The organism is Streptomyces sp. NPDC090022, assembly GCF_044748145.1.
In the GTDB taxonomy this organism is placed as follows: domain Bacteria; phylum Actinomycetota; class Actinomycetes; order Streptomycetales; family Streptomycetaceae; genus Streptomyces.
On sequence record NZ_JBIVFN010000027.1, the window covers coordinates 44,262 to 66,822 of the forward strand.

The window sequence follows — 22,561 nt, forward strand, 5'->3', positions numbered from 1 at the left end:
CTGATTGCCGCAAATACATTCGAGAACCACTCCGAGGGGAAGGCAGGGGCCGTGGGACGGATCGTCGTCATCAGCACCGGCGGGACGATAGCGAGCCGCTGGCAGGGTTCCGGTTTCGCCGCCGACGCGGACGGCCGCGAGGTCATGGCCACCGCGCCGCTCCCCGAGGGGGTGGACGTCGAGGTCGTCGACCTGTTCAGCGTCAACAGCCCGCGGCTGACCACCGCCCACCAGCTGACGCTGCTGCACACGGTCCACGAGGTGCTCGCCGACCCGGACGTCGAGGGCGTCGTCGTCACGCACGGCACGGACACGCTGGAGGAGTCGGCCTTCCTCGTCGACCTCCACCACCACGACCCGCGCACGGTGGTGTTCACGGGTGCGCAGCAGCCGATGGGTACGGAGGACGGGGACGGGCCGGGCAACCTGTACGACGCCCTGCTCACCGCCGCCACCACGCGTGGCCTGGGCGTGCTGATCGCCTTCGCGGGCCGGGTCCATGCGGCCCGCGGCACCGTCAAGACCCAGACGCTGGCCGCCGACGCCTTCGCGGACCCTTCCGGCGAGTGGCTCGGCAAGGTCGGCTTCGGCAAGGTCACGGTGCTGCGGCGGCCGCGCCGCCCGGAGCCGTTGGCGCTGCCCGCGATGCCGGAGCTCGCGCCGCGCGTGGACATGGTGATGCACCACGCCGACGGCGACGCGGTGCTGCTGAACGCCGCCGTCGAGGCGGGGGCCAAGGGTGTCGTCCTCGTCGCCACCGGCGCCGGCAACGCCACGCCGCAGATCGTCGAGGCCGTCCGGGACGCCGTCGCGCGCGGTGTGCTGGTGGCCCTGACGACGCGGGTCGCGGCCGGCCCGGTCACCGAGATCTACACCCACGGCGGCGCGGTGGACCTGGTCGCGGCGGGCGCGGTCCCGACGGGCACGCTGCGGGCCGGCCAGGCCCGCATCGCCCTGCTGGCGGCGTTGCTGGCGTCGACGGACCCGGCCGAGCGGGTGCGGGTGCTGCGGGAGGCTCTGCGGGAGCCGGAGGTGGCGCTCGCCACGGCCTGACGTTTCCGGGGGGCGAGGTGGCCGCTGGGCCTGCGGCGCCCGGACGTGGCCCTGCGGGCGGCTCCTTCCCCACCCCGCCCCTTCCCGAACCCGAGGCTCGGCCCCGGGGCCCCGCGCCTCAAACGCCGGCGGGGCTGGGAGATCGGGGGCTCCGCCCCCGTGCCCCCGCGCCTCAAGCGCCGGCGGGGCTGGAGTGGTGCCCGGCGGGGCTGGAACGGCGCCCGGCCCCCGGGCCCCGCGCCTCAGACGCCGGCTGGGCTGGAGTGGTGCCCGGCGGGGGCGTTGGCTCAGGGGCCCGTTGTGAACGCCGACAGGAGTTGGTCCGCCGCTGACGTCGCCGTCAGTTCGCCGTCGCGGACGCGTTGTTCCAGTGCCGGGGCCAGGGCGCGGACCGCCGGGTGGGAGCGGAGGCGGTCCAGGAGTTCGTCGCGGACCATCGACCAGGTCCACTCGATCTGCTGGTCCCGGCGCTTGGCCGCCAGCCGGCCCGTGGAGTCCAGGACCGTGCGGTGCTGCTCCAGCCGGTTCCACACCTCGTCCAGACCCAGCGACTCCCGTGCGCTGCACGTCAGGACCGGCGGGGTCCAGGCCGCGTCGGCCGGGTGCATCAGCCGCAGTGCGCCCGACAGTTCGCGGGCCGCCGCCTTCGCCTCCCGCTCGTGCGGGCCGTCCGCCTTGTTCACCGCCAGGACGTCCGCCAGCTCCAGGACGCCCTTCTTGATGCCTTGGAGCTGGTCGCCCGTACGGGCCAGGGACAGGAGGAGGAAGGAGTCGACCATGCCCGCCACCGTCGTCTCCGACTGGCCCACGCCGACCGTTTCGACGAGGACCACGTCGTAGCCCGCCGCCTCCATCACGATCATGGACTCGCGGGTCGCCTTCGCGACCCCGCCCAGCGTCCCCGCCGACGGCGAGGGGCGGACGAACGCCGCCGGGTCCACCGCCAGGCGTTCCATCCGGGTCTTGTCGCCCAGGATCGAACCGCCCGTACGGGTCGACGACGGGTCCACGGCCAGGACCGCCACCCGGTGGCCCCGTCCCGTCAGCATCGTGCCGAACGCGTCGATGAAGGTGGATTTGCCCACCCCCGGCACCCCGCTGATGCCGATCCGGCGCGCCTGCCCCGCGTGCGGCAGCAGCTCCGTCAGGAGCGCCTGCGCCAGCGCGCGGTGATCGGCCCGGGTGGACTCGACGAGGGTGATCGCACGCGCGATCTGCGCGCGCTTCCCGTCGAGCACACCCTTCACGTACGCCTCGATGTCGATACGAGGGGGCATCCGCCGCCGCCCCCGCCTACAGCTCGTGACCGAGGTCCGCGGCCAGCCGCGACACCAGGTCGTGCGCCGCGTCCGGGATGACCGTGCCGGGCGGGAACACCGCCGTCGCGCCCATCTCCAGCAGCGTGGGGACATCGGCCGGCGGGATGACACCGCCCACCACGATCATGATGTCCTCGCGGCCCTCCTCCGCCAGCTGCTCGCGCAGCGCCGGTACGAGGGTCAGGTGGCCGGCCGCCAGCGACGAGACGCCCACCACGTGGACGTCCGCCTCGACGGCCTGGCGGGCCACCTCCGCCGGGGTCTGGAACAGCGGGCCGACGTCCACGTCGAAGCCCAGGTCGGCGAAGGCCGTCGCGATCACCTTCTGGCCCCGGTCGTGCCCGTCCTGGCCCATCTTGGCGACCAGGATGCGCGGACGGCGTCCCTCCGCCTCCTCGAACCGGTCCACCAGTGCGCGCGTGCGCTCCACCGCCGGGGACTCTCCCGCCTCGTTCCGGTACACACCCGCGATCGTACGGATCTGGCTCGCGTGCCGTCCGTACACCTTCTCCAGCGCGTCCGAGATCTCGCCCACCGTCGCCTTGGCGCGCGCCGCGTCCACCGCCAGGGCGAGCAGGTTGCCGTCGCCGCGCTCCGCCGCGTTCGTCAGCGCCCGCAGGGTGTCCTGGGTGACGGCCTCGTCGCGTTCCTCGCGCAGCCGCCGCAGTTTCTCGATCTGCTGCGCGCGCACCGAGGAGTTGTCGACCTTGAGGACGTCGATCGCCTCGTCGTTCTCCACCCGGTACTTGTTCACGCCGATCACCGGCTGCCGCCCGGAGTCGATCCGCGCCTGCGTGCGGGCCGCGGCCTCCTCCACGCGCAGCTTCGGGATGCCCGCGTCGATGGCCCGCGCCATGCCGCCGGCCGCCTCGACCTCCTCGATGTGCTGCCACGCCCGCCGCGCCAGGTCGTACGTCAGCTTCTCGACGTACGCGCTGCCACCCCACGGGTCGATCACCCGGCAGGTGCCCGACTCCTGCTGGAGCAGCAGCTGGGTGTTGCGGGCGATGCGCGCGGAGAAGTCCGTCGGCAGGGCCAGCGCCTCGTCGAGGGCGTTGGTGTGCAGCGACTGCGTGTGGCCCTGGGTCGCGGCCATCGCCTCGATGCACGTGCGCGTCACGTTGTTGAAGACGTCCTGCGCGGTCAGCGACCAGCCCGAGGTCTGCGAGTGCGTGCGCAGGGACAGCGACTTGGCGTTCTTCGGGTCGAACTGCTTGACCAGCCGCGCCCACAGCAGGCGGGCCGCGCGCAGCTTGGCGACCTCCATGAAGAAGTTCATGCCGATCGCCCAGAAGAAGGACAGGCGCGGCGCGAACGCGTCCACGTCCAGCCCGACCGCCTGCCCGGCGCGCAGGTACTCCACGCCGTCGGCGAGGGTGTAGGCGAGCTCCAGGTCGGCCGTGGCACCGGCCTCCTGGATGTGGTAGCCGGAGATGGAGATCGAGTTGTAGCGGGGCATGTTCTGCGAGGTGAACGCGAAGATGTCCGAGATGATCCGCATCGAGGGCTTCGGCGGATAGATGTAGGTGTTGCGGACCATGAACTCCTTGAGGATGTCGTTCTGGATGGTCCCGGCGAGCTTGTCGGGGGAGACGCCCTGCTCCTCCGCCGCCACGATGTACAGCGCCAGCACGGGCAGCACCGCGCCGTTCATCGTCATCGACACCGACATCTTGTCCAGCGGGATCCCGTCGAACAGCTGCCGCATGTCGTAGATCGAGTCGATCGCCACGCCCGCCATGCCGACGTCGCCCGTCACCCGCGGGTGGTCGCTGTCGTAACCGCGGTGGGTGGGCAGGTCGAAGGCGACCGACAGGCCCTTCTGGCCGGCCGCGAGGTTGCGCCGGTAGAAGGCGTTGGACTCCTCGGCCGTCGAGAAGCCGGCGTACTGCCGGATCGTCCACGGCTGGTTGACGTACATCGTCGGGTACGGGCCGCGCAGGTACGGGGCCACCCCCGGGTACGTCGCGAGGAAGTCCAGGCCCTCCAGGTCGCGCCCGGTGTACAGCGGCTTGACGCCGATGCCCTCCGGGGTCTCCCACAGCAGGTCACCGGTGGCGGAGCCGGTGGACTCCTTCACCGCCGCCCGCCACTGGTCCTCGGTGGCCGCGGCGGCGGCGCCGGAGCCCAGGCCCAGCTCGGAAAAGTCGGGGATGCTCAACTCGCCACTCCCATCCGGTCGAGTACGGAGGTCAGCACGGCGACGGCGTCACAGCCGGCGAAGACGTAGGCGTCCACGTCCGCCTCCGCCGTGCCCGGCCGGCCGGCGAGGAAGACCGTGGTCGCGCCCGCCGAGCGCAGCGCGGCCGCCACCGCCCCGGCCTGCTCCTCGTAGAGCGCGTCGCTGGAGCACAGCACGGCCATGCCGTCCGCGCCGGACGCGGCGTACGCCTGCGCGGCCGACTCCGCCGTGACCGTCACCGGGTCGTGCACGGCCTCGATGCCCCCCGCCTGGAAGAGGTTCGAGGCGAACGTGGCGCGGGCGGTGTGCGCGGCCGCCGGTCCCAGCGCGGCCAGGAAGATCCGGGGCCGGGCGCCGGTCGCCGCGAGGTGCGCGTCCGAGCGGGCGCGCAGGGCCTCGTACGCCTCGTCGCGACGGACCCGGGGCAGCCCGCCGGACGGCGCGGCGGGCGCGCTCTCGCGCTCCACCGGCTTCTCCGACAGCAGCGGGAACTCGCTGACGCCCGTGACGGGTTCGCGGCGCTTGGCCAGCTTCTTCGAGCGCTCCGCCCAGGTGGTGGCGAGCGCGTCCGCGACCATGCCGGAGCGCAGGCAGGCCGCCTGGCCGCCGGCTTTCTCGACGGACTGGAAGAACGCCCAGGCCGCCTGGGCGAGCTCGTCGGTGAGGCGTTCGACGTAGTACGAGCCGCCGGCCGGGTCGATGACCCGGGCCAGGTGCGACTCCTCCAGCAGGATCGTGGAGGTGTTGCGGGCGATGCGGCGCGCGAAGGCGTCGGGCAGGCCCAGCTCGTGGTCGAAGGGGAGCACGGTGACCGAGTCCGCGCCGCCGACGCCCGCCGCCATGCAGGCGACGGTGGTGCGCAGCATGTTCACCCACGGGTCGCGCCGGGTCATCATCACCGGCGAGGTCACCGCGTGCTGCCGCTGGGCGCCCGCCTCCGGGACCCCGCAGGCCTCGGCGACACGGGCCCACAGCCGGCGGGCGGCGCGCAGCTTGGCGATCGTCAGGAACTGGTCGGCGGTGGCGGCGTAGCGGAACTCCAGCTGCCGCAGCGCCGCGGCCGTCCCCAGGCCGCCGTCGGTCAGGGCGCGCAGGTACGCCACGCCCGTCGCCAGCGACAGGCCGAGCTCCTGGGCCGCCGAACCGCCGGCCTCGTGGTACGGCAGGGCGTCGACGGTCAGCGCGCGCAGGCCGGGCCGGCCGGCCGCGCTCTCGCGGGCCAGGGCGACGGCGGGCGAGAGGTCGAGGGCCTCGCCGGTGCGGGCCTCGTGGCCCAGCGGGTCGGCGCCGAGGTTGCCGCGCGCGGCCTCGGGGGCCACCCCGCGCTCGTCGTACAGCGCCAGCAGCGCGCGGGCGGCCTCCGCGTAGTCCGCACCGGCGTCCAGCACGACCGGCGCCAGGTCCAGGTAGACGCCGTCCAGGGCGCGGGCGAGGCCGTCGACGGGGATCCCGGCGCGGCCCAGGGGCAGCCACAGCGAGGTGACGCCGTTCTCGAGGTCGCCGAGGACCGCCTCGTTCAGCCGCGCGGGGTCGGCGGCGACCAGCCGCTGCCGTACGTCCCAGCCGTCGGCGGCGTTGCCCTCGGCCGTCCCGCCGCGCACGAAGGGTGCGAATCCGGGCAGGCCGGTGCCGGCGTCCCCGGTGATGGCAGCGGTGTACAGCGGGCGGGTGCTGAGCCCGTCCTCGAGCGTGGTGGACAACGCCTCTTCAGCTGCCTCGCCGGAAGCTTCCTTGCCCGACTTGCGCAGTACGCCCTCGACCAGGCGCTGCCACTGCTCATGTGTCGCGTCAGGGAATTCGGCGGCCAGAGAGAGCCCGTCATCAGGCAGGACCGTCATGGCTCGAATGCTAGGGGGGTCGCCTTAAGCACGCCTATATCCACTGCGTGTGATCTCCCCCTCTCATGTGAGACGGGATGGGTCACGAAAGAGCGGCTCGTCGCCGACCTCGTGGACCGTGGCGCGCGGGCGGTTCAGGCGGGCAGCGTGTTGCGGTGCGAGAGCCGCCGGGCCTTGCTCAGCAGGGCCTGGATCTGCGGGCCCGACTGCTCGACGTCGTCCAGCGGGGAGGGGAAGGGCAGGCGCGCGTCGCGGTGCCCGTCCCGGCTCTCCAGGCGCAGGGTGATGCCGTACCGGTCCATGGCGACCGGGAGGGCGCGCAGGACCCCGGCGGCCGGCTGCGGGCGGACCAGCCGCAGCAGCAGGGTGACCAGCTCGGCGTGGTCGTCGAGGAGGTGGGTGAGCATGCCCGCCTCGTACGGGGCGAGCGGGTCGGGCTCGGCGATCTCCAGCTCGTCGAGGCCGACGTACGCCGTGCTCTCGGCGGTCTCCAGGACGGCCCGCCCGAACTCCAGACAGGTGCTCTCGGTGCCCTCCTGGGTGTACGGGGTGAGGAGCCGGCCCAGGATCGTGACGCGGGCGCGGACCCGGTCGCGTACGGGCGTGGGCGCGACGTCGGTGAACTCCAGCCGGACAGCCGGGCGGTCCTCGGCGGCGGGGACCGAATCGGCGGGGTGCAGGTGCAGCCGGCCCAGCGGATCGCTGCCGTCCAGGTGGCGCACCTCGGCGCGCAGCCCGTCGGTGACCACGGTCATCGAGTGGGCGGCGGCCAGGACCGAGCGGACGCGTTCGGCGTCGGTGGGGCGGGCGGCGGGAACGGCCGGGTGGGCGTGGGCGCCGAACGTGCGCATGCGGATCTCTCCATGGTCCCGAGTGGGTTAGGTATGCCTAACCTAACCTATCTCGGTCGTGCGGAGTACCCGGCGTGCCAGCCGGCCCAGGGTCCGGTTGATCCGCTCCGGCGCGAGCCCCAGCGTGTGCCGCTGGTGCTGGTACACCTCCGGCGACAGCGGGCTCAGCAGGATGTCGACGCAGGCCTCCGGATCCTCGACGCCCGCGTCCGCGAGCAGCTCGCGCACGTGCGCGCGCCAGTAGCCGTACGCCGCGCCACGGAACCGGGCCGGACCCGTCTCGGCGCCCAGGGCCAGCGGAAGATGGCGCTCCAGCAGATCGACGGCGGCCGCGTAGAAGGCCGCCAGCCGCTCGGGGGCCGCCGCGCCCGGGCCCAGCGGCGGCGGCCCGTACGCCAACTGCCCCTGGAGCATGCGCTCGTGCTCGTCGAGGAGGGCGACCGCGATCGAGGACGGGTCGGGGAAACGGCGGTACAGGGTGGCCCGGCCGACCCCGGCCGCCTTGGCTATCTGGTCCATCGTGACCGTGCGCGGGTCGCGCTCGGCGAACAACTGCTCGGCCGCGGCGAGGATCTGGGCCCGGTTGCGCACCGCGTCGGCCCGCTGGCGCGGCCGTGCCGGGCGGGGGCCGAAACCGGCGGCCCCGCCGCCGCGCGGGTCGGGGCCCGTGCCGCGGCCCGTGTCGCGGACGCCGCGGAGCTCGTCGCCGCGGAGCTCTTCGCCGTGTCTCATGGCGTGACGATACGCGGTTCGTGTCGGTGTTGGGCTGAACGGGTGAAACGAGGGAGGATGGGGGGATGCACAAGAAGCGTCTGGCCGAGGCGGCCCGGTGAGCAGGTACGACGTCACCGACGAACAGTGGGAGGGGCTCGCGCAGGTGGTGCCGCTGCGCAGCCGCAACGAGTGGCCGTCCCGTGTGGACCACCGCACCGTCCCCGCGCCCCACGGGCATGCCGCGGCCGAACAGCGGCGCATGGTGGTGATCCGCGTCCAGGTGTTCGCGGACGCGCGCGAGGTCGCCGAATACCTCATCGCGCAGATCCCCGTGCTGCTCGACCTCACGAGCGCGGACACCGAAGTCGCCAAGCGCATCCTCGACTTCAGCAGCGGCGTGGTCTTCGGCCTGGGCAGCGGCATGCACCGCGTCGACCGCAACGTCTTCCTGCTGGCCCCGGTCGGTACCGAGGTCGAGGGCATCGCGGCGGGGGCCGTCCCCCGATCGTAGGAAGGTCGCGGCGGTGGAACGGTTCACCGGCGCCGTGCCCGGCCCGGCGCCCCGTAGCGTCCGCCCATGGACGCCATCACGGACGCCGGGCCGCCCGCCGGAGCCGCCGCCACCACCGCCCCTTTCGTTCCCTCGGCCCGGTCCGCCGGGGCCCGGCCCGGTCCCGCCGGCCCCGCTGCCCCGCCCGCCGGGGCGCCGCCCGCTCCTCTCTTACGTCCCTCCGTCACCGAGCTGAGGCTGGACTCCTTCGGCCCGCACCGGCGGGCCGTGCTCCCGCTCGGTGCGGTCACCCTGCTCGCCGGGCCGAGCGGCAGCGGCAAGTCCCGGGCGCTCGCCGGGTTCGAGGCCCTGGCGCGCCTGGGGTCCGGGGCGGACCTGAGGGAGGCCTTCCCCGACCCGCGCGGCTGCGTCCCGGAGCGGGCCCTGCCCGACGCCCAGGGGCGGCGGGGGTTCCGGATCGGCTGCACGGTCGACGGCCCCGCCGGCCCGGTCCGCCTGGACCTCGCCGTCCAGGCCGAACCCGGCTTGCGCATCGTCGGCGAACGGCTCACCGCCGACGGCCAGATCCTGCTCACCACCGCCCTGCGCGACCCCGGTCGCCACTGCGTCCAGGCCGCCTGGCTGACCGGCGGCACCACCGGCGTCACCCGGGCCCCGCTCCCCGACGACCGGCTCGGTACGGCCCTGCTCCCGCTCCGGGTCGCCGGCAGCACCCCCGCCCAGGTCCAGGTGCTGGCCGCCGCCGAGCAGGTCGTGGTCGCCCTGCGCTCGGTGTTCCCCTGCGACCCGAGCCCCGCCCTGATGCGCGAACCCGTCGAGCTCGGCGCCGGCCGGCTGCTGCGCGGCTGCGGGAACCTGGCCGACGTACTGCACCGCACCCGCCACGAGTGCGCCACCCGCTACGGGCTGCTCGTCGAGGCCGCGCGCGCCGGCTGCGCGGGCCCGGTCCGCGACCTGGCCGCCCGGGCCCTGCCCGACGGACGGCTCACGGCGGAACTCGTGCGCGCCGTCGGCCCCGCCACCGGCCCCGGCGCCGGTCCGCCGTCCACCCCGCTGGCCCGGCTCGGCTCGGGCGAGCTGCGCTACCTCGCCCTCGCCCTGGTCCTGCTGACCGGGCCCGGGGTGCTGGCCGTGGACCCGGCCGCCGAAGTGCCGGCCGCGCGACAGGCGCTGACCGTCCTCGCCGACGGCTTCGACCACCGCATGGACCGGCGCCAGGTCGCCGAACTGCTGCGGCTGGCCCTGATGTGCGGCGGGCGCGGCCACGTCCGGCTGGCCGCGGAGGTCGGGGAGGGGACCGCGCGCCTGGCCCGTGAACTGCCCGGCGTGGCAGTGGTAGACCTGACCCCGTGAACGAGAAGCCTTCGAACGGTGGCGACGAGCGGCTCGCCCAGCTCCAGCGGCGGCTGGCCGACTTCGCCGCCGCGCGCGGCTGGGAGCCGTACCACACGCCCAAGAACCTGGCCGTGGCGCTGAGCGTGGAGGCGTCCGAACTGGTCGAGATCTTCCAATGGCTGACATCGGAACAGTCGGCGAAGGTCATGGAGAAGCCGGAAACCGCGCACCGCGTGGCCGATGAGGTCGCGGACGTGCTCGCGTATCTGCTGCAATTCTGTGAGGTTCTCGGGGTGGATGTGCTGGATGCGCTCGCCGCGAAGATCGACCGGAACGAGCACCGCTTCCCGGTGTCGGGTACTTCGACACCGAATCGTCACTCTTCGGAGTGATGGCGTCGTCCACAACCATGTTTGTGTCCAGAGATTTCCGAATACCCCTGGCTTTACTGGCCCGTTGCCTTCACTCTGGGTAGTGGTGAGAAGGTCGGGATGTCGTGCGGACGGGGGACGGCATATGGATGCGGTGCGGCTCATCGCAGCCGGTCGGCATGCGCTGGCGCAGAGCGGGGCGGCGATGGACATCGTGGGCGAGGCCTGGCAGGCCCAGGCGCTCGTCCAGGGACTGGGGAACTGGCTCTCGGTGGGCGGACCACCGGAGCTGAGACAGGAGGCACGGGGGCTGGACGAGGCGGGAGGCAGAGGCTGCGGGGTCTTCGACCGCGCGGCGATAGGCAGCAGCGACAGCAGAGCACCCGCCCACCCGCCGCGCGCGGCGCAGCTGACGGAGGTGTCCGATGTCCGTCAGGCCCTGCTGGGGCTCCAGGCGCTGCTGGGCGAAGTGGGGATCGCGCTGGTCGGGGTGGCGTGCGCCACGGACGACGAGAGCCTGTACTGGCAGTGCATAGAGTCGATCGACGCGGCGGACGAGGCCGGCGACCGGGTCCGGGCGATCCTGCGCCGGCTCACGGTCCGCGAACGGGGATCGGCCTCCGGAGTGCTCTGAGGGCTCCGAGTGCTCTGAGGTCCGAGGCCGGGGATCGGAGGCCGGGGATCCGAGGTCCGGGACCCGAGGCCGGGGATCCGTGGCCCGGGAGCCGAGGCCTGCGCCGGACCGGGCCGGCTCGGGTCCCGCCGCGGGCCAGGGGGCGTGCGGCGGGACCCGCGTGGGTCACGAGGACCAGGAGCCGCTGTCAGGGGCGCGTTCGGCGGCCGGCCGCGGGGACTGCTGCGGGGACGCGTGCGAGGCAGGCTGCGAGGACGACTGCGAGGACGACTGGAGGTCGGCGTCGAGCTGCGAGAGGTCGGCGTCGAGTGCGGCCATCAGCTCTTCCATCTGCTGGAGGAGACCCTTCGGCGCACCGCCCCGCACGGCTGCCGCGGGGTCCTGCCCGGTGTGCTCGGGCACGGGTCCGGTGTGCTCCGGCACGGACTCCTGGGACATGGCGGCCTCCTCGGCCCGGGCCCTTCCGCACGGCGGAAGGGGGTGGTGGACGCACCGGCTCGTCAGCCGCCGGCGCGCGGGCCGGGCGGTCCGGCTCCGATCGAGCCAACGAGTGCCATCCGTGCTGGTCACTGGCCGGGCCGGGGGCGCCGCTCCCGGTTGACGCAGATTCACCCTGCAGGGGTCGGGAGGGCAGGATAAGAGCATGGATCTTCGCATTTTCACCGAACCGCAGCAGGGCGCCAGCTACGACACCCTGCTGACGGTCGCCAAGGCCACCGAGGACCTCGGCTTCGACGCGTTCTTCCGCTCCGACCACTACGTGAAGATGGGCTCGGCCGACGGGCTGCCCGGCCCCACCGACGCCTGGATCACCCTGGCGGGCCTGGCCCGCGAGACCCGCCGCATCCGGCTCGGCACCCTGATGACCGCCGGCACGTTCCGGCTGCCCGGCGTGCTCGCGATCCAGGTGGCGCAGGTCGACCAGATGTCCGGCGGCCGTATCGAGCTGGGCCTGGGCGCGGGCTGGTTCGAGGAGGAGCACAAGGCGTACGGCATCCCCTTCCCGGCGGAGCGCATCGCCCGTCTGGAGGAACAGCTGGCGATCGTCACCGGCCTGTGGTCCACCGCCCCCGGCCGCACCTTCGACTACGAGGGGCGCTTCTACCAGCTGGAGAAGTCGCCCGCGCTCCCCAAGCCCGCCCAGGCCAAGGTACCCGTCCTCATCGGCGGCCACGGCGCCCGCCGGACCCCGCAGCTGGCCGCCCGCTACGCCGACGAGTTCAACATGCCGTTCGCCTCGGTCGCCGACAGCGAGCGGCAGTTCGGCCGGGTCCGGGCCGCCGCCGAGGAGGCCGGCCGCAAGGCCGACGACCTCGTGTACTCCAACGCGCTCGTGGTCTGCGTCGGCAGGGACGACGCCGAGGTCGCCCGCCGCGCCGCCGCGATCGGCCGCGAGGTGGACGAGCTGAAGGCCAACGGCCTGGCCGGCTCCCCGGCCGAGGTCGTCGAGAAGATCGGCACCTACGCGGCCATCGGCGCCTCGCGGATCTACCTCCAGGTGCTCGACCTCGACGACCTCGACCACCTGGAGCTGATCTCCTCCCAGGTCATGTCCCAGCTCGGCTGAGGGAGGAACCCTCCGTGCCCCGCGCGTCCGGTCCGCTCGCGGCCGCCCTCGCCCGCCGGACGGTCCTCCTGGACGGCGGCCTGAGCAACCAGCTCGCCGACCAGGGCTGCGACCTGTCCGGCGGCCTGTGGACGGGCCGGGTGCTCGCCGAGCACCCGGCCCAGGTGGAGGCCGCCCACACCGCGTACGCGCGGGCCGGCGCCGAGGTCCTGATCACCGCCGGCTACCAGGTCGGCTACGAGGCCTTCGCCCGCCGGGGCTACGACCGGGCCGCGACCACCGCCCTGCTGCGGCGCAGCGTCACGCTGGCCGCCCGCGCCGCGGAGGCCGCGGACCACGAGGTGTGGGTGGCCGCCTCCGTCGGCCCGTACGGGGCGCTGCTGGCCGACGGCTCCGAGTACCGCGGCCGCTACGGGCTCGGCGTACGGGAGCTGACCGCCTTCCACCGCCCGCGGATCGAGGCACTGCTGGCCGCGGAGCCGGACGTACTGGCCCTGGAGACCATCCCCGACGCCGACGAGGCCGAGGCCCTGCTCGCCGTCCTGGCCGGCACCGGGGTGCCGGCCTGGCTCTCGTACACGGTCGCGGAGGGACGTACCCGGGCCGGGCAGGACCTGGCCGAATCCTTCGCCCTCGCAGCGGCCCTGCCCGAGATCATCGCGGTCGGAGTCAACTGCTGCGCCCCCGCCGATGTCCTGCCCGCGCTCCGGGCCGCCGCCTCGGTCACCGGCAAACCGCTGCTGGCCTACCCCAACGACGGATCCACCTGGGACGCCGCGCACCGGATCTGGCGGGCCCCGGACACCCCCGAACCCTGGCCCACCGCCGACTGGCAGCGGGCCGGCGCCCGTCTCATCGGCGGCTGCTGCCGGATCGGCCCGGCCTGGATCGCGGGGCTCCGCTCGTCGACTTGAGCCAAACGTGGGCCGTTTCCCGCCAAAGAGCGGGGCGGCGGACGCCACGGGAGCTGACAGGGCCGGTCGGTCCGGGGCACCATGCTCCGACCATCGAACGGGGGGTCTGATGAGTGCTGCCGAGGCGCATGCCGCGACCGGGGCGGGCGACGACGGCGACGGGGGCGGCGATGCCGCGGCCGACGCGGGGCCCGGTTCCGGCGCGGGGCCCGGCGTGGGGAAGGGCGACCCGGGACCGGCCGAACTCGCGGAGCGCGTCTTCAGCGGGCCGGAGCGCTGGGGCTGGGAGTTCGTGGCGCCGCCGGAGCCGCCGCCGCACCCCGCCGCCCACACCCCGCCCGTGTACGCCGAACCCTCCACCGCCCGGGTGGAGCGGCTGAAGAAGAAGCTCGAGGACAAGGTCGACGAGGGCCGCAAAGCCTCCGCCTCCGCCCTCATCGTCGTGATCGCCGGCGTCACCACCTTCCTGGCGACCGGAAAGAACGGGGCGGCGACCGTAGCCGTCACCGTCCTCGCCCTGGCCCTCATCGTCGTCGCCTCGCTCCGCTTCCGGCTCTTCATGGCCCGCCGCCGCCTCAGGAACAGGCGTACCCGCGCCGAGGCGAGCCACCGGGACAGCGTCCAGGCCTGGCAGCGGGAACTCGACGAGCACCGCGCCGCCCACCTGCGCGCGAGCGAACAGCTGGACACCTGGTTCCCGCTCGCCCTGGAGACCACCCCCAGCCGCGTCGACGTCTTCGGCGGCACCGGCAACGGCTGGGCCAGCCTGCTCACCAGCGTCGGCGGACCGCTGCTGAGCGCCGGCCAGTGCGTCGTCGTACTCGACCTCACCCAGCAGACGGTGGCCCTGGAACTGGCCCTCCTCGCCTCCGGCCGCGGGATCCCGGTCGGCCACGTGCCGCTGCCCGGCGGCCTGCTCGGCGTCGACCTGAGCGCGGAGTTCACCCCCGAGGAGCTGGCCGAGGCCCTCGCCGAGACCTTCTCCACCATGCGGCCGCCCACCGCCGACGTCGACCTGCACACCATGGACGTCGACCTCGTCCAGACCGTCGCCACCCTGCTCCCGGGCCCACTCACCTTCGCCCGCCTCGCGGCCGGGCTGCGCGCCCTCCTCGGCCGCCAGGAGCCCGGGGCGGGTGCGGGTGCGGCTGCGGGCGCGGGTGCGGAGGACGGGACCGGACCGCTGACGCCGGCCGAGGCCGAGGCCCTGGCCCGCGCCGCCGGCTCCGTCGCCCGCGGGGAGCGTGCCCAGGACGAACTCCGCTACGTCCGCGCCCAGATCGATCTGATCGCCCGCGCCGAGCAGGCCGAGCTCACCGGCGTCACCGCGGCGGCCGCCGACTGGTGGCAGCCGGGCCGGCTGACCCTGCTCACCACCGAGGACCTCGTCCACCGCCGCAAGGACCTCGCCGACCGCTTCGCCTTCTTCCGCCTCCTGCACACCCTGCGCAAGCGGCCGGTGGCCCCCGGCACCGCCACCGTGGTCATCGCCGGCGCCGACCACCTCGGCCGCCAGGCCCTGGAGTCCATGGCCCGCCAGGCCCGCGCCGCCGGGGTCCGCCTCGTCCTGCTGCTGGAGCACCTGCGGGAGGCCGCCCTCCAGGTCGCCGGCGGCTCGGACAGCGCGACGGTCTTCATGCGGCTGGGCAACGGCGAAGAGGCCCGGGCGGCCGCGCAGTTCATCGGCCAGGAGCACAAGTTCCTCGTCAGCCGGCTCACCCGGCAGTCCGGTGAGACGTTCACCGAGAGCCGCGGCACCAGCTACGGCGCCGGGACCGGCCGGCAGCACACGGCGGGCACCGGCGGCGGCACCTCCCCGGGGCGCGACTGGGGCGCCTCGCGGTCCTTCTCCACCGCCCTCTCGCGCAGCTGGCAGCAGTCGACCACCACCACGGCCACGACCGCGGCCGGCCGCTCCGCCACCGAGGGCGAGACGCTGGGCCGCGTCTACGAGTTCACCGTCGAGCCCGTCCACCTCCAGGGCCTGCCGGTGACCGGCCTGGTCCTGGTCGAGTCGGGACCGCTCGGCCGCCGGGTGTCCTTCGGCGACTGCAACCCCGGCATCGCCTTCCTGCCCCGCCTGTCCGCGCGGCCTCGTACCGGCATCCACCCGGTCTGAAAAGCAGTGGGCCGACGGGCGCGCGCGGCACATACTGAAGCGCATGTTCCTGACGATCTCTACGACCGGCACCACCGAACGTCCCGCCACCGACCTGGGCTTTCTGCTGCACAAGCATCCCGGCAAGGCGCAGTCGTTCACCACCTCCCACGGCCGGGCCCACGTCCTCTACCCCGAGGCGACGGACCAGCGCTGCACGGCCGCCCTGCTGCTGGAGGTGGACCCGGTCGCGCTCGTCAGGCGGGGGAAGGGCAAGGGCCGCGGCGGGGCACCCGACGCCGCCCTCGCGCAGTACGTCAACGACCGCCCGTACGCCGCCTCCTCGCTGCTCGCGGTCGCGCTGAGCACCGTGTTCCGCACCGCCCTCAAGGGGCAGTGCGCCGCCCGCCCGGAGCTGCCGGAGCGGCCGCTGCCGCTGCGCGTCGAGATCCCGGCACTGCCCGCCCGCGGCGGGGCGGACCTCGTGCACCGGCTGTTCGGCCCGCTGGGCTGGACCTCGGTCGAGGTCACGCCGGTGCCGCTGGACGAGCACTTCCCCGAGTGGGGCGACTCCCGCTACGTCCGCCTCGTCCTGGCGGGCGAGCTGAAGCTCGCCGAGGTCCTGCGCCAGCTGTACGTACTGCTGCCGGTCCTCGACGACGCCAAGCACTACTGGGTCGCCCCCGACGAGGTCGACAAGCTGCTGCGCGCCGGTGACGGCTGGCTGGCCGGGCACCCCGAGCACCGCCTGATCACCGACCGCTACCTGGCCCGGCGCCGGATCCTGACCCAGGACGCCATGGAGCGCCTGGAGCTGGCCCGGCTGGCCGAGGCCGACGGCAGCGAGGCCGAGGAGCTCGACAACGCCGTCGACGAGACGCACGACACCGAGGAGCGGCCGGTGCCGCTGGCCGTGCGCCGGCGCGAGGCGATCCTCGCCGCGCTGCGCACCGCCGGCGCCCAGCGGGTGCTCGACCTCGGCTGCGGCCAGGGCCAGCTGGTCCAGGCGCTCCTGAAGGACGTGACCTTCACCGAGGTCGTCGGCGTCGACGTCTCGATGCGCGCCCTCGCCGTCGCCTCCCGGCGGCTGCGCCTGGACCGCATGGGCGAGCGCCAGAGCGGCCGCGTACGCCTGCTCCAGGGATCGCTCGCCTACACCGACAAGCGGCTCGCCGGGTACGACGCCGCGGTGCTCAGCGAGGTCGTCGAGCACCTCGACCTGCCGCGGCTGCCCGCCCTGGAGTACGCCGTCTTCGGCGCCGCCCGCCCCCGGACGGTCCTCGTGACCACGCCCAACGTCGAGTACAACGTCCGCTGGGAGAGCCTGCCCGCCGGCCACGTCCGCCACAGCGACCACCGTTTCGAGTGGACCCGCGCGCAGTTCCGTACCTGGGCGGACACGGTGGCCGGACGGTACGGGTACGCGGTCGACTTCGTCGCCGTCGGCGACGACGACCCCGAGGTCGGCCCGCCGACGCAGATGGCCGTCTTCCACCGGAGCACGGGCGACACCGACACCACCGATACGACGACGCACACCGCCGAGACCCCGAAGGAGGGCCGGGCCGCATGACCACCGCCGACGCCACCCCCGCCGACACCACCACGGAGCGACGACGGGTGCTGCCCGTCACCGACCTGTCCCTCGTCGTCCTGATCGGGGCCACCGGGTCGGGCAAGTCCACCTTCGCCCGCAAGCACTTCAAGCCCACCGAGATCGTCTCGTCCGACTACTGCCGCGGCCTGGTCGCCGACGACGAGAACGACCAGAGCGCCAGCAAGGACGCCTTCGACGTCCTGCACTACATCGCGGGCAAGCGGCTGGCCGCCGGCCGCCTCACCGTCGTCGACGCCACCAGCGTGCAGTCCGAGGCCCGCCGCCAGCTGGTCCAGCTGGCCCGCGCCCACGACGTGCTGCCCATCGCCATCGTCCTCGACATGCCCGAGCAGGTCTGCGCCGAGCGCAACGCCACCCGCCCCGACCGGGCCGGACTGCCCCGCCAGGTCATCCAGCGCCACCGCCGCGAGCTGCGCCGTTCCCTGCGCGGGCTGGCGCGCGAGGGTTTCCGCAAGGTACACGTGCTCTCCAGCGTCGCCGAGGCCGAGACGGCCGAGGTGGTCCTGGAGAAGCGCTTCAACGACCTGCGCCACCTCACCGGGCCGTTCGACATCGTCGGTGACGTCCACGGCTGCTCCTCCGAGCTGGAGACCCTGCTCGCGAAGCTCGGCTACGTCGACGGCGTCCACCCCGACGGCCGGACCGCCGTCTTCGTCGGCGACCTCGTCGACCGCGGCCCCGACAGCCCCGGCGTGCTGCGCCGCGTGATGGGCATGGTCGCCTCCGGCAACGCGCTGTGCGTGCCCGGGAACCACGAGAACAAGCTCGGCCGTTACCTGAACGGCAGGAACGTCCAGCACACCCACGGGCTGGCCGAGACCATCGAGCAGCTGGGAGAGGAGGACGAGGAGTTCGTCACCGAGGTCCGCGCGTTCATCGACGGCCTCGTCAGTCACTACGTCCTCGACGAGGGCAAGCTGGTGGTCTGTCACGCCGGTCTGCCCGAGAAGTACCACGGCCGCACCTCCGGCCGGGTCCGCTCGCACGCGCTGTACGGCGACACCACCGGCGAGACCGACGAGTTCGGCCTGCCCGTGCGCTACCCCTGGGCCGAGGACTACCGGGGCAAGGCGGTCGTGGTCTACGGCCACACGCCCGTCCCCGACACCTCGTGGATCAACAACACCATCTGCCTGGACACCGGCGCCGTCTTCGGCGGCCGGATGACCGCGCTGCGCTGGCCCGAGCGCGAACTGGTCGACGTACCGGCCGAGAAGGTCTGGTACGAGCCGGTCAAGCCGCTCGCCACCGAGGCGCCCGGCGGCCTGGAGGGCCGTCCGCTGGACCTCGCCGACGTGCACGGCCGCCGGATCGTGGAGACCCGGCACCTGGGCAACGTGAGCGTGCGCGAGGAGAACGCGGCCGCCGCCCTGGAGGTCATGAGCCGCTTCGCGGTGGACCCGCGCCTGGTGCCGTACCTGCCGCCGACCATGGCGCCGGTGGCCACCTCGAAGGAGGAGTCCCGCGGCGGAGCCGCTGATGGGCACTTCCTGGAGCACCCGGCCGAGGCCTTCGCCCACTACCGCGACGAGGGCATCGAGCGGGTGGTGTGCGAGGAGAAGCACATGGGCTCCCGGGCCGTCGTCCTGCTCTGCAAGGACGCCGGGGCCGCCCGGACCCGCTTCGGCGTGGCCGACGGGCCGACCGGATCGGTGTGCACCCGCACCGGCCGGCCCTTCTTCGACGATCCGGCCGTCACCGAGGAGGTGCTCGCGCGGCTGCGCACGGCCGTCACCGGCGCCGGGCTCTGGGAGGAGCTCGGCACCGACTGGCTGCTGCTCGACGGCGAACTGCTGCCCTGGTCGCTGAAGTCCACCGGACTGCTGCGCAACCAGTACGCCGCCGTGGGCGCCGCCGCCCGCTCGGTCTTCCCCGGGGCGCTGGACGCCCTGGAGGCGGCCGCCGCCCGCGGCGTCGACACCGGCGAGCTGCTGGAGCGCCAGCGGGCCCGGGCCGCCGACGCGGCCGCGTTCACCGACGCCTACCGGCGCTACTGCTGGAGCACCGACGGCCTGGACGGCGTACGGTTCGCGCCCTTCCAGCTGCTGGCGGTCGAGGGCCGCAGCCTCGCCGCCGTCCCGCACGACGAGCAGCTGGCGTGGCTGGACCGGCTCGTCGAGGCCGACGAGCGCTCCGGCACGGGGCTGCTGCGCCGTACCGGGCGGATCCACGTCGACACCACCGACCCGGACTCCGTGCGCGCGGGCACCGACTGGTGGCTGGAGCTGACGGCGGCCGGCGGCGAGGGCATGGTCGTCAAGCCGCTGCGGGCGTACGTCCACGGCAAGGACGGGCGACTGGTCCAGCCGGGCCTGAAGGTACGCGGCCGCGAGTACCTGCGGATCATCTACGGTCCGGAGTACACCCGGCCGGAGAACCTGGAGCGGCTGCGCACCCGGTACCTCGGGCACAAGCGCTCGCTGGCCCTGCGCGAGTACGCGCTCGGTCTGGAGGCGCTGGACCGGCTCGCCGCCGGCGAGCCGCTGTGGCGGGTCCACGAGGCCGTCTTCGCGGTGCTCGCGCTGGAGTCGGAGCCGGTCGACCCGAGGCTGTGACGGCGCGCGTACGCCTGGGCGTGCGTGTGGGCTGAGGCGCCGGCGCGGTGACCGTCGGCGCGCGGGATCGTTCTTCCAGGGCAGCGGAGTGTATGCGACCCCTGGAAGGACGGAACGTCAGATATGAAGATGACCGCGCGCGGAAGCATTGCGGCCCTCATGACCTGTATGGCCGCGGCGGGGGCGGCGGCCCCGGCCGCCGCCGACGCGGTCCCGGTGGAGGTTCCCCTGGACGCCGTCAAGAGCTCGCTGGGCGTGGACACCCCGCGGGTGGGCACCGCCGTACCGCTCCCGGTGGTGGGCGCGCCCGAGGCGCCCACCTTCCACAAGGGCGACATGCTGCCCACGCCGCTGCTCCCGGCGGTCCCGGTCGGCGGCGAGCTGGGCCGCACCCTGATCACCTCGCCGGTGCCCAACCTGCTGGGCGACCCGGCCACGGACGGCGAGGGCTCCGTGGAGGCGCCGTCCACCACGCTGCTCGCGCGCGGACCGGGTGCGATCGTGGGCTCCCCGCTCACCATGCCGAACGCCGGCAACTTCGGGCTGCCGGACGTGGTGGACCCCAAGCTCGGTATCCTCACCCCCTCGCTGAAGGGCACACCGTCGGCCCTCCTCGGCCTGCGCTGAGGCGACGGCACGTCAAAGAGCCGTCCGGTCTGCGAACGTGGAGGCATGGGTTTCCATGTCGATTCCGAGACCGGGCGGCTGCGCCGCGTCATCCTCCACCGACCCGACCTGGAGCTGAAGCGGCTCACACCGAGCAACAAGGACGCACTGCTCTTCGACGACGTGCTGTGGGTGCGCCGGGCCCGCCAGGAACACGACGGCTTCGCCGACGTCCTGCGCGACCGGGGCGTCGCCGTCCACCTCTTCGGCGATCTGCTGCGCGAGGCCCTCGACATCCCGGAGGCCAGACGCCTCGTCCTGGACCGGGTGTTCGACGAGAAGGAGTACGGTCCGCTCGCCACCGACCACCTGCGGGCCGCCTTCGACGGGCTGCCCGCGGCGGAGCTGGCCGAGGCGCTGGTCGGCGGGATGACCAAGCGGGAGTTCCTGGAGCGGCACTCCGAGCCCGTCTCCGTCCGCTTCCACGCGCTGGAACTGGACGGCTTCCTGCTCGGGCCGCTGCCCAACCACCTGTTCACCCGGGACACCTCCGCCTGGATCTACGACGGGGTGTCCATCAACGCGATGCGCTGGCCCGCCCGGCAGCGCGAGACCGTCCACTTCGAGGCGATCTACAAGCACCACCCGCTCTTCACCGCCTCCGGCGCCTTCCACTACTGGTCGCAGGGCCAGGCCGACTACCCCTCGACGATCGAGGGCGGGGACGTCCTGGTCATCGGCAACGGGGCGGTGCTCATCGGGATGAGCGAGCGGACCACCCCGCAGGCCGTCGAGATGCTGGCACGCGGTCTGTTCGCGGCCGGTTCGGCGCGCACCATCGTGGCGCTCGACATGCCCAAGCGGCGGGCGTTCATGCACCTGGACACGGTGATGACGATGGTCGCGGAAGATACGTTCACCCAGTACGCCGGGCTCGGCATGCTCCCCTCGTACACCATCGAGCCGGGCGACGACGAGCGGGAGCTGAAGGTCACCGATCACGCGCCGGAGCACATGCACCGCGCGATCGCGGCGGCGCTGGGCCTGGACGCGATCCGGGTCCTGACCGCCACGCAGGACGTGCACTCGGCGGAGCGCGAGCAGTGGGACGACGGCTGCAACGTGCTGGCGGTGGAGCCCGGGGTGGTCGTGGCGTACGAGCGGAACGTCACCACCAACACCCACCTGCGCAAGGAGGGGATCGAGGTGATCGAGATCCCGGGCAGCGAGCTGGGGCGGGGCCGGGGCGGGCCGCGGTGCATGAGCTGCCCGGTCGAACGGGACGCGGCGTAACTGCTTGTATATCAATACAGAGCATCGTATAGACTTCCAGTATCCCCGTCCGCGCGACCCTGGAGCGCCCCCATGGCCACCGACCTCGTCGGCCGCAGTTTCCTCAAGGAGCTCGACTTCACCGCCGCCGAGTTCCGCGGCCTGATCGAGCTGGCCGCCGAGCTGAAGGCGGCCAAGCGGGCCGGTGCCGAGCGGTGCCGCCTCCAGGGCCGGAACATCGCGCTGATCTTCGAGAAGACCTCGACGCGCACCCGGTGCGCGTTCGAGGTCGCCGCGGCCGACCAGGGCGCCCGCACCACCTACCTCGACCCCGCCGGCTCCCAGATGGGCCACAAGGAGTCGGTCAAGGACACCGCGCGCGTGCTGGGCCGGATGTTCGACGGCATCGAGTACCGCGGCGACAGCCAGGACACCGTCGAGCAGCTCGCCGCGCACTCCGGGGTGCCCGTCTTCAACGGTCTGACCGACGACTGGCACCCCACCCAGATGCTCGCCGACGTGCTCACCATGACCGAGCACTGCGCCAAGCCGGTGGAGCGGATCGCCTTCGCCTACCTCGGCGACGCCCGCTTCAACATGGGCAACTCCTACCTGGTCACCGGTGCGCTGCTGGGCATGGACGTACGGATCGTGGCGCCGCGCGCCTACTGGCCGGCCGAACCGGTCGTCGAGCGGGCCCGGGAGCTCGCGCGGGGGAGCGGCGCCCGCATCACGCTGACCGAGGACGTCGCACAGGGGGTCGGCGGGGCCGACTTCGTCGCCACCGACGTGTGGGTGTCGATGGGGGAGCCGAAGGAGGTCTGGGACGAGCGGATCGAGGCGCTCGCGCCGTACGCCGTGACCATGGACGTGCTGCGGGCGACCGGGAACCCGGACGTGAAGTTCCTGCACTGCCTGCCGGCCTTCCACGACCTGGGCACGAAGGTCGGGCGGGAGATCTACGAGCGGCACGGGCTGGAGTCGCTGGAGGTGACGGACGAGGTGTTCGAGTCCGCGCACTCGGTGGTCTTCGACGAGGCCGAGAACCGGCTGCACACCATCAAGGCCGTGCTCGTCGCGACGCTGGCCGGACCCGGCGCATAGTCATACGCGTCATACGCGT

19 protein-coding genes are annotated in these 22,561 nt (G+C 73.7%); 13 read left to right on the forward strand and 6 right to left on the reverse strand.

Annotation, left to right across the window (positions count from 1 at the left end; all coding sequences use genetic code 11):
- The first annotated feature begins 51 nt into the window (after positions 1-51).
- Positions 52-1,053, forward strand: a complete 1,002-nt coding sequence (locus ACIPXB_RS31405) for an asparaginase (RefSeq protein ID WP_401455354.1) — start codon at positions 52-54, stop codon at positions 1,051-1,053.
- A 287-nt stretch (positions 1,054-1,340) separates the two neighbouring features.
- On the opposite strand, the gene meaB is transcribed toward ACIPXB_RS31405, so the two are convergent.
- The 5 genes from meaB to ACIPXB_RS31430 all read right to left on the reverse strand — a co-directional run bounded on the left by meaB (position 1,341) and on the right by ACIPXB_RS31430 (position 7,975).
- The gene (gene meaB / locus ACIPXB_RS31410) at positions 1,341-2,330 is read right to left on the reverse strand and encodes a methylmalonyl Co-A mutase-associated GTPase MeaB (protein ID WP_401455356.1); all 990 of its coding nucleotides are present in this window, start codon (positions 2,328-2,330) and stop codon (positions 1,341-1,343) included.
- Between the two features lie 16 nt (positions 2,331-2,346).
- Positions 2,347-4,533 carry a methylmalonyl-CoA mutase gene (gene scpA, locus ACIPXB_RS31415; RefSeq protein ID WP_401455358.1) on the reverse strand — a complete coding sequence of 729 codons (2,187 nt, stop codon included), beginning with the start codon at positions 4,531-4,533 and terminating at the stop codon, positions 2,347-2,349.
- Positions 4,530-6,392, reverse strand: coding sequence for a methylmalonyl-CoA mutase small subunit (mutA, locus tag ACIPXB_RS31420; protein WP_401455360.1), 1,863 nt, complete (start codon positions 6,390-6,392; stop codon positions 4,530-4,532). Before mutA ends, scpA begins: the two co-directional genes overlap by 4 nt.
- Before the next feature lie 134 nt (positions 6,393-6,526).
- Positions 6,527-7,243 carry a DUF2470 domain-containing protein gene (locus tag ACIPXB_RS31425; RefSeq protein WP_401455362.1) on the reverse strand — a complete coding sequence of 239 codons (717 nt, stop codon included), beginning with the start codon at positions 7,241-7,243 and terminating at the stop codon, positions 6,527-6,529.
- A 42-nt stretch (positions 7,244-7,285) separates the two neighbouring features.
- Positions 7,286-7,975, reverse strand: a complete 690-nt coding sequence (locus ACIPXB_RS31430; RefSeq protein ID WP_401455364.1) for a TetR/AcrR family transcriptional regulator — start codon at positions 7,973-7,975, stop codon at positions 7,286-7,288.
- A gap of 97 nt (positions 7,976-8,072) precedes the next feature.
- Here ACIPXB_RS31430 and ACIPXB_RS31435 point away from each other — a divergent pair, with 97 nt between their 5' ends.
- The 4 genes from ACIPXB_RS31435 to ACIPXB_RS31450 all read left to right on the forward strand — a co-directional run bounded on the left by ACIPXB_RS31435 (position 8,073) and on the right by ACIPXB_RS31450 (position 10,808).
- Positions 8,073-8,468, forward strand: a complete 396-nt coding sequence (locus ACIPXB_RS31435) for a cell division protein SepF (RefSeq protein WP_401455367.1) — start codon at positions 8,073-8,075, stop codon at positions 8,466-8,468.
- 66 nt (positions 8,469-8,534) lie between these two features.
- Positions 8,535-9,821, forward strand: coding sequence for an AAA family ATPase (locus ACIPXB_RS31440; protein WP_401455369.1), 1,287 nt, complete (start codon positions 8,535-8,537; stop codon positions 9,819-9,821).
- The gene (locus tag ACIPXB_RS31445) at positions 9,818-10,195 is read left to right on the forward strand and encodes a nucleotide pyrophosphohydrolase (RefSeq protein ID WP_401455372.1); all 378 of its coding nucleotides are present in this window, start codon (positions 9,818-9,820) and stop codon (positions 10,193-10,195) included. The genes ACIPXB_RS31440 and ACIPXB_RS31445 overlap by 4 nt, the downstream gene beginning before the upstream one ends.
- Before the next feature lie 124 nt (positions 10,196-10,319).
- Positions 10,320-10,808: a DUF6099 family protein gene (locus tag ACIPXB_RS31450; protein ID WP_401455375.1), complete on the forward strand. Its 489-nt coding sequence runs from the start codon at positions 10,320-10,322 to the stop codon at positions 10,806-10,808.
- 165 nt (positions 10,809-10,973) lie between these two features.
- Here the strand turns inward: ACIPXB_RS31450 and ACIPXB_RS31455 are convergent, their stop codons facing one another.
- The gene (locus ACIPXB_RS31455; RefSeq protein ID WP_401455377.1) at positions 10,974-11,246 is read right to left on the reverse strand and encodes a hypothetical protein; all 273 of its coding nucleotides are present in this window, start codon (positions 11,244-11,246) and stop codon (positions 10,974-10,976) included.
- 205 nt (positions 11,247-11,451) lie between these two features.
- On the opposite strand from ACIPXB_RS31455, the gene ACIPXB_RS31460 reads away from it, so the two are divergent.
- From ACIPXB_RS31460 to argF, 8 genes are all read left to right on the forward strand, one after another.
- Positions 11,452-12,375 carry an LLM class F420-dependent oxidoreductase gene (locus ACIPXB_RS31460; protein ID WP_401455380.1) on the forward strand — a complete coding sequence of 308 codons (924 nt, stop codon included), beginning with the start codon at positions 11,452-11,454 and terminating at the stop codon, positions 12,373-12,375.
- A 14-nt stretch (positions 12,376-12,389) separates the two neighbouring features.
- Positions 12,390-13,289 carry a homocysteine S-methyltransferase gene (gene mmuM / locus ACIPXB_RS31465; protein WP_401455381.1) on the forward strand — a complete coding sequence of 300 codons (900 nt, stop codon included), beginning with the start codon at positions 12,390-12,392 and terminating at the stop codon, positions 13,287-13,289.
- Between the two features lie 109 nt (positions 13,290-13,398).
- Positions 13,399-15,408, forward strand: coding sequence for a hypothetical protein (locus ACIPXB_RS31470; RefSeq protein WP_401455384.1), 2,010 nt, complete (start codon positions 13,399-13,401; stop codon positions 15,406-15,408).
- A 43-nt stretch (positions 15,409-15,451) separates the two neighbouring features.
- Positions 15,452-16,960, forward strand: coding sequence for a 3' terminal RNA ribose 2'-O-methyltransferase Hen1 (locus ACIPXB_RS31475; RefSeq protein WP_401455387.1), 1,509 nt, complete (start codon positions 15,452-15,454; stop codon positions 16,958-16,960).
- Positions 16,957-19,560, forward strand: a complete 2,604-nt coding sequence (locus ACIPXB_RS31480) for a polynucleotide kinase-phosphatase (RefSeq protein ID WP_401455389.1) — start codon at positions 16,957-16,959, stop codon at positions 19,558-19,560. Before ACIPXB_RS31475 ends, ACIPXB_RS31480 begins: the two co-directional genes overlap by 4 nt.
- 159 nt (positions 19,561-19,719) lie before the next feature.
- Positions 19,720-20,187, forward strand: coding sequence for a hypothetical protein (locus ACIPXB_RS31485; RefSeq protein WP_401455392.1), 468 nt, complete (start codon positions 19,720-19,722; stop codon positions 20,185-20,187).
- Positions 20,188-20,232: 45 nt separating this feature from the next.
- A complete protein-coding gene (locus ACIPXB_RS31490) occupies positions 20,233-21,459 on the forward strand; it encodes an arginine deiminase (protein ID WP_401455395.1) in 1,227 nt (408 codons plus the stop codon).
- Positions 21,460-21,531: 72 nt separating this feature from the next.
- Positions 21,532-22,542, forward strand: coding sequence for an ornithine carbamoyltransferase (argF, locus tag ACIPXB_RS31495; protein WP_401455397.1), 1,011 nt, complete (start codon positions 21,532-21,534; stop codon positions 22,540-22,542).
- Positions 22,543-22,561 lie beyond the last annotated feature (19 nt).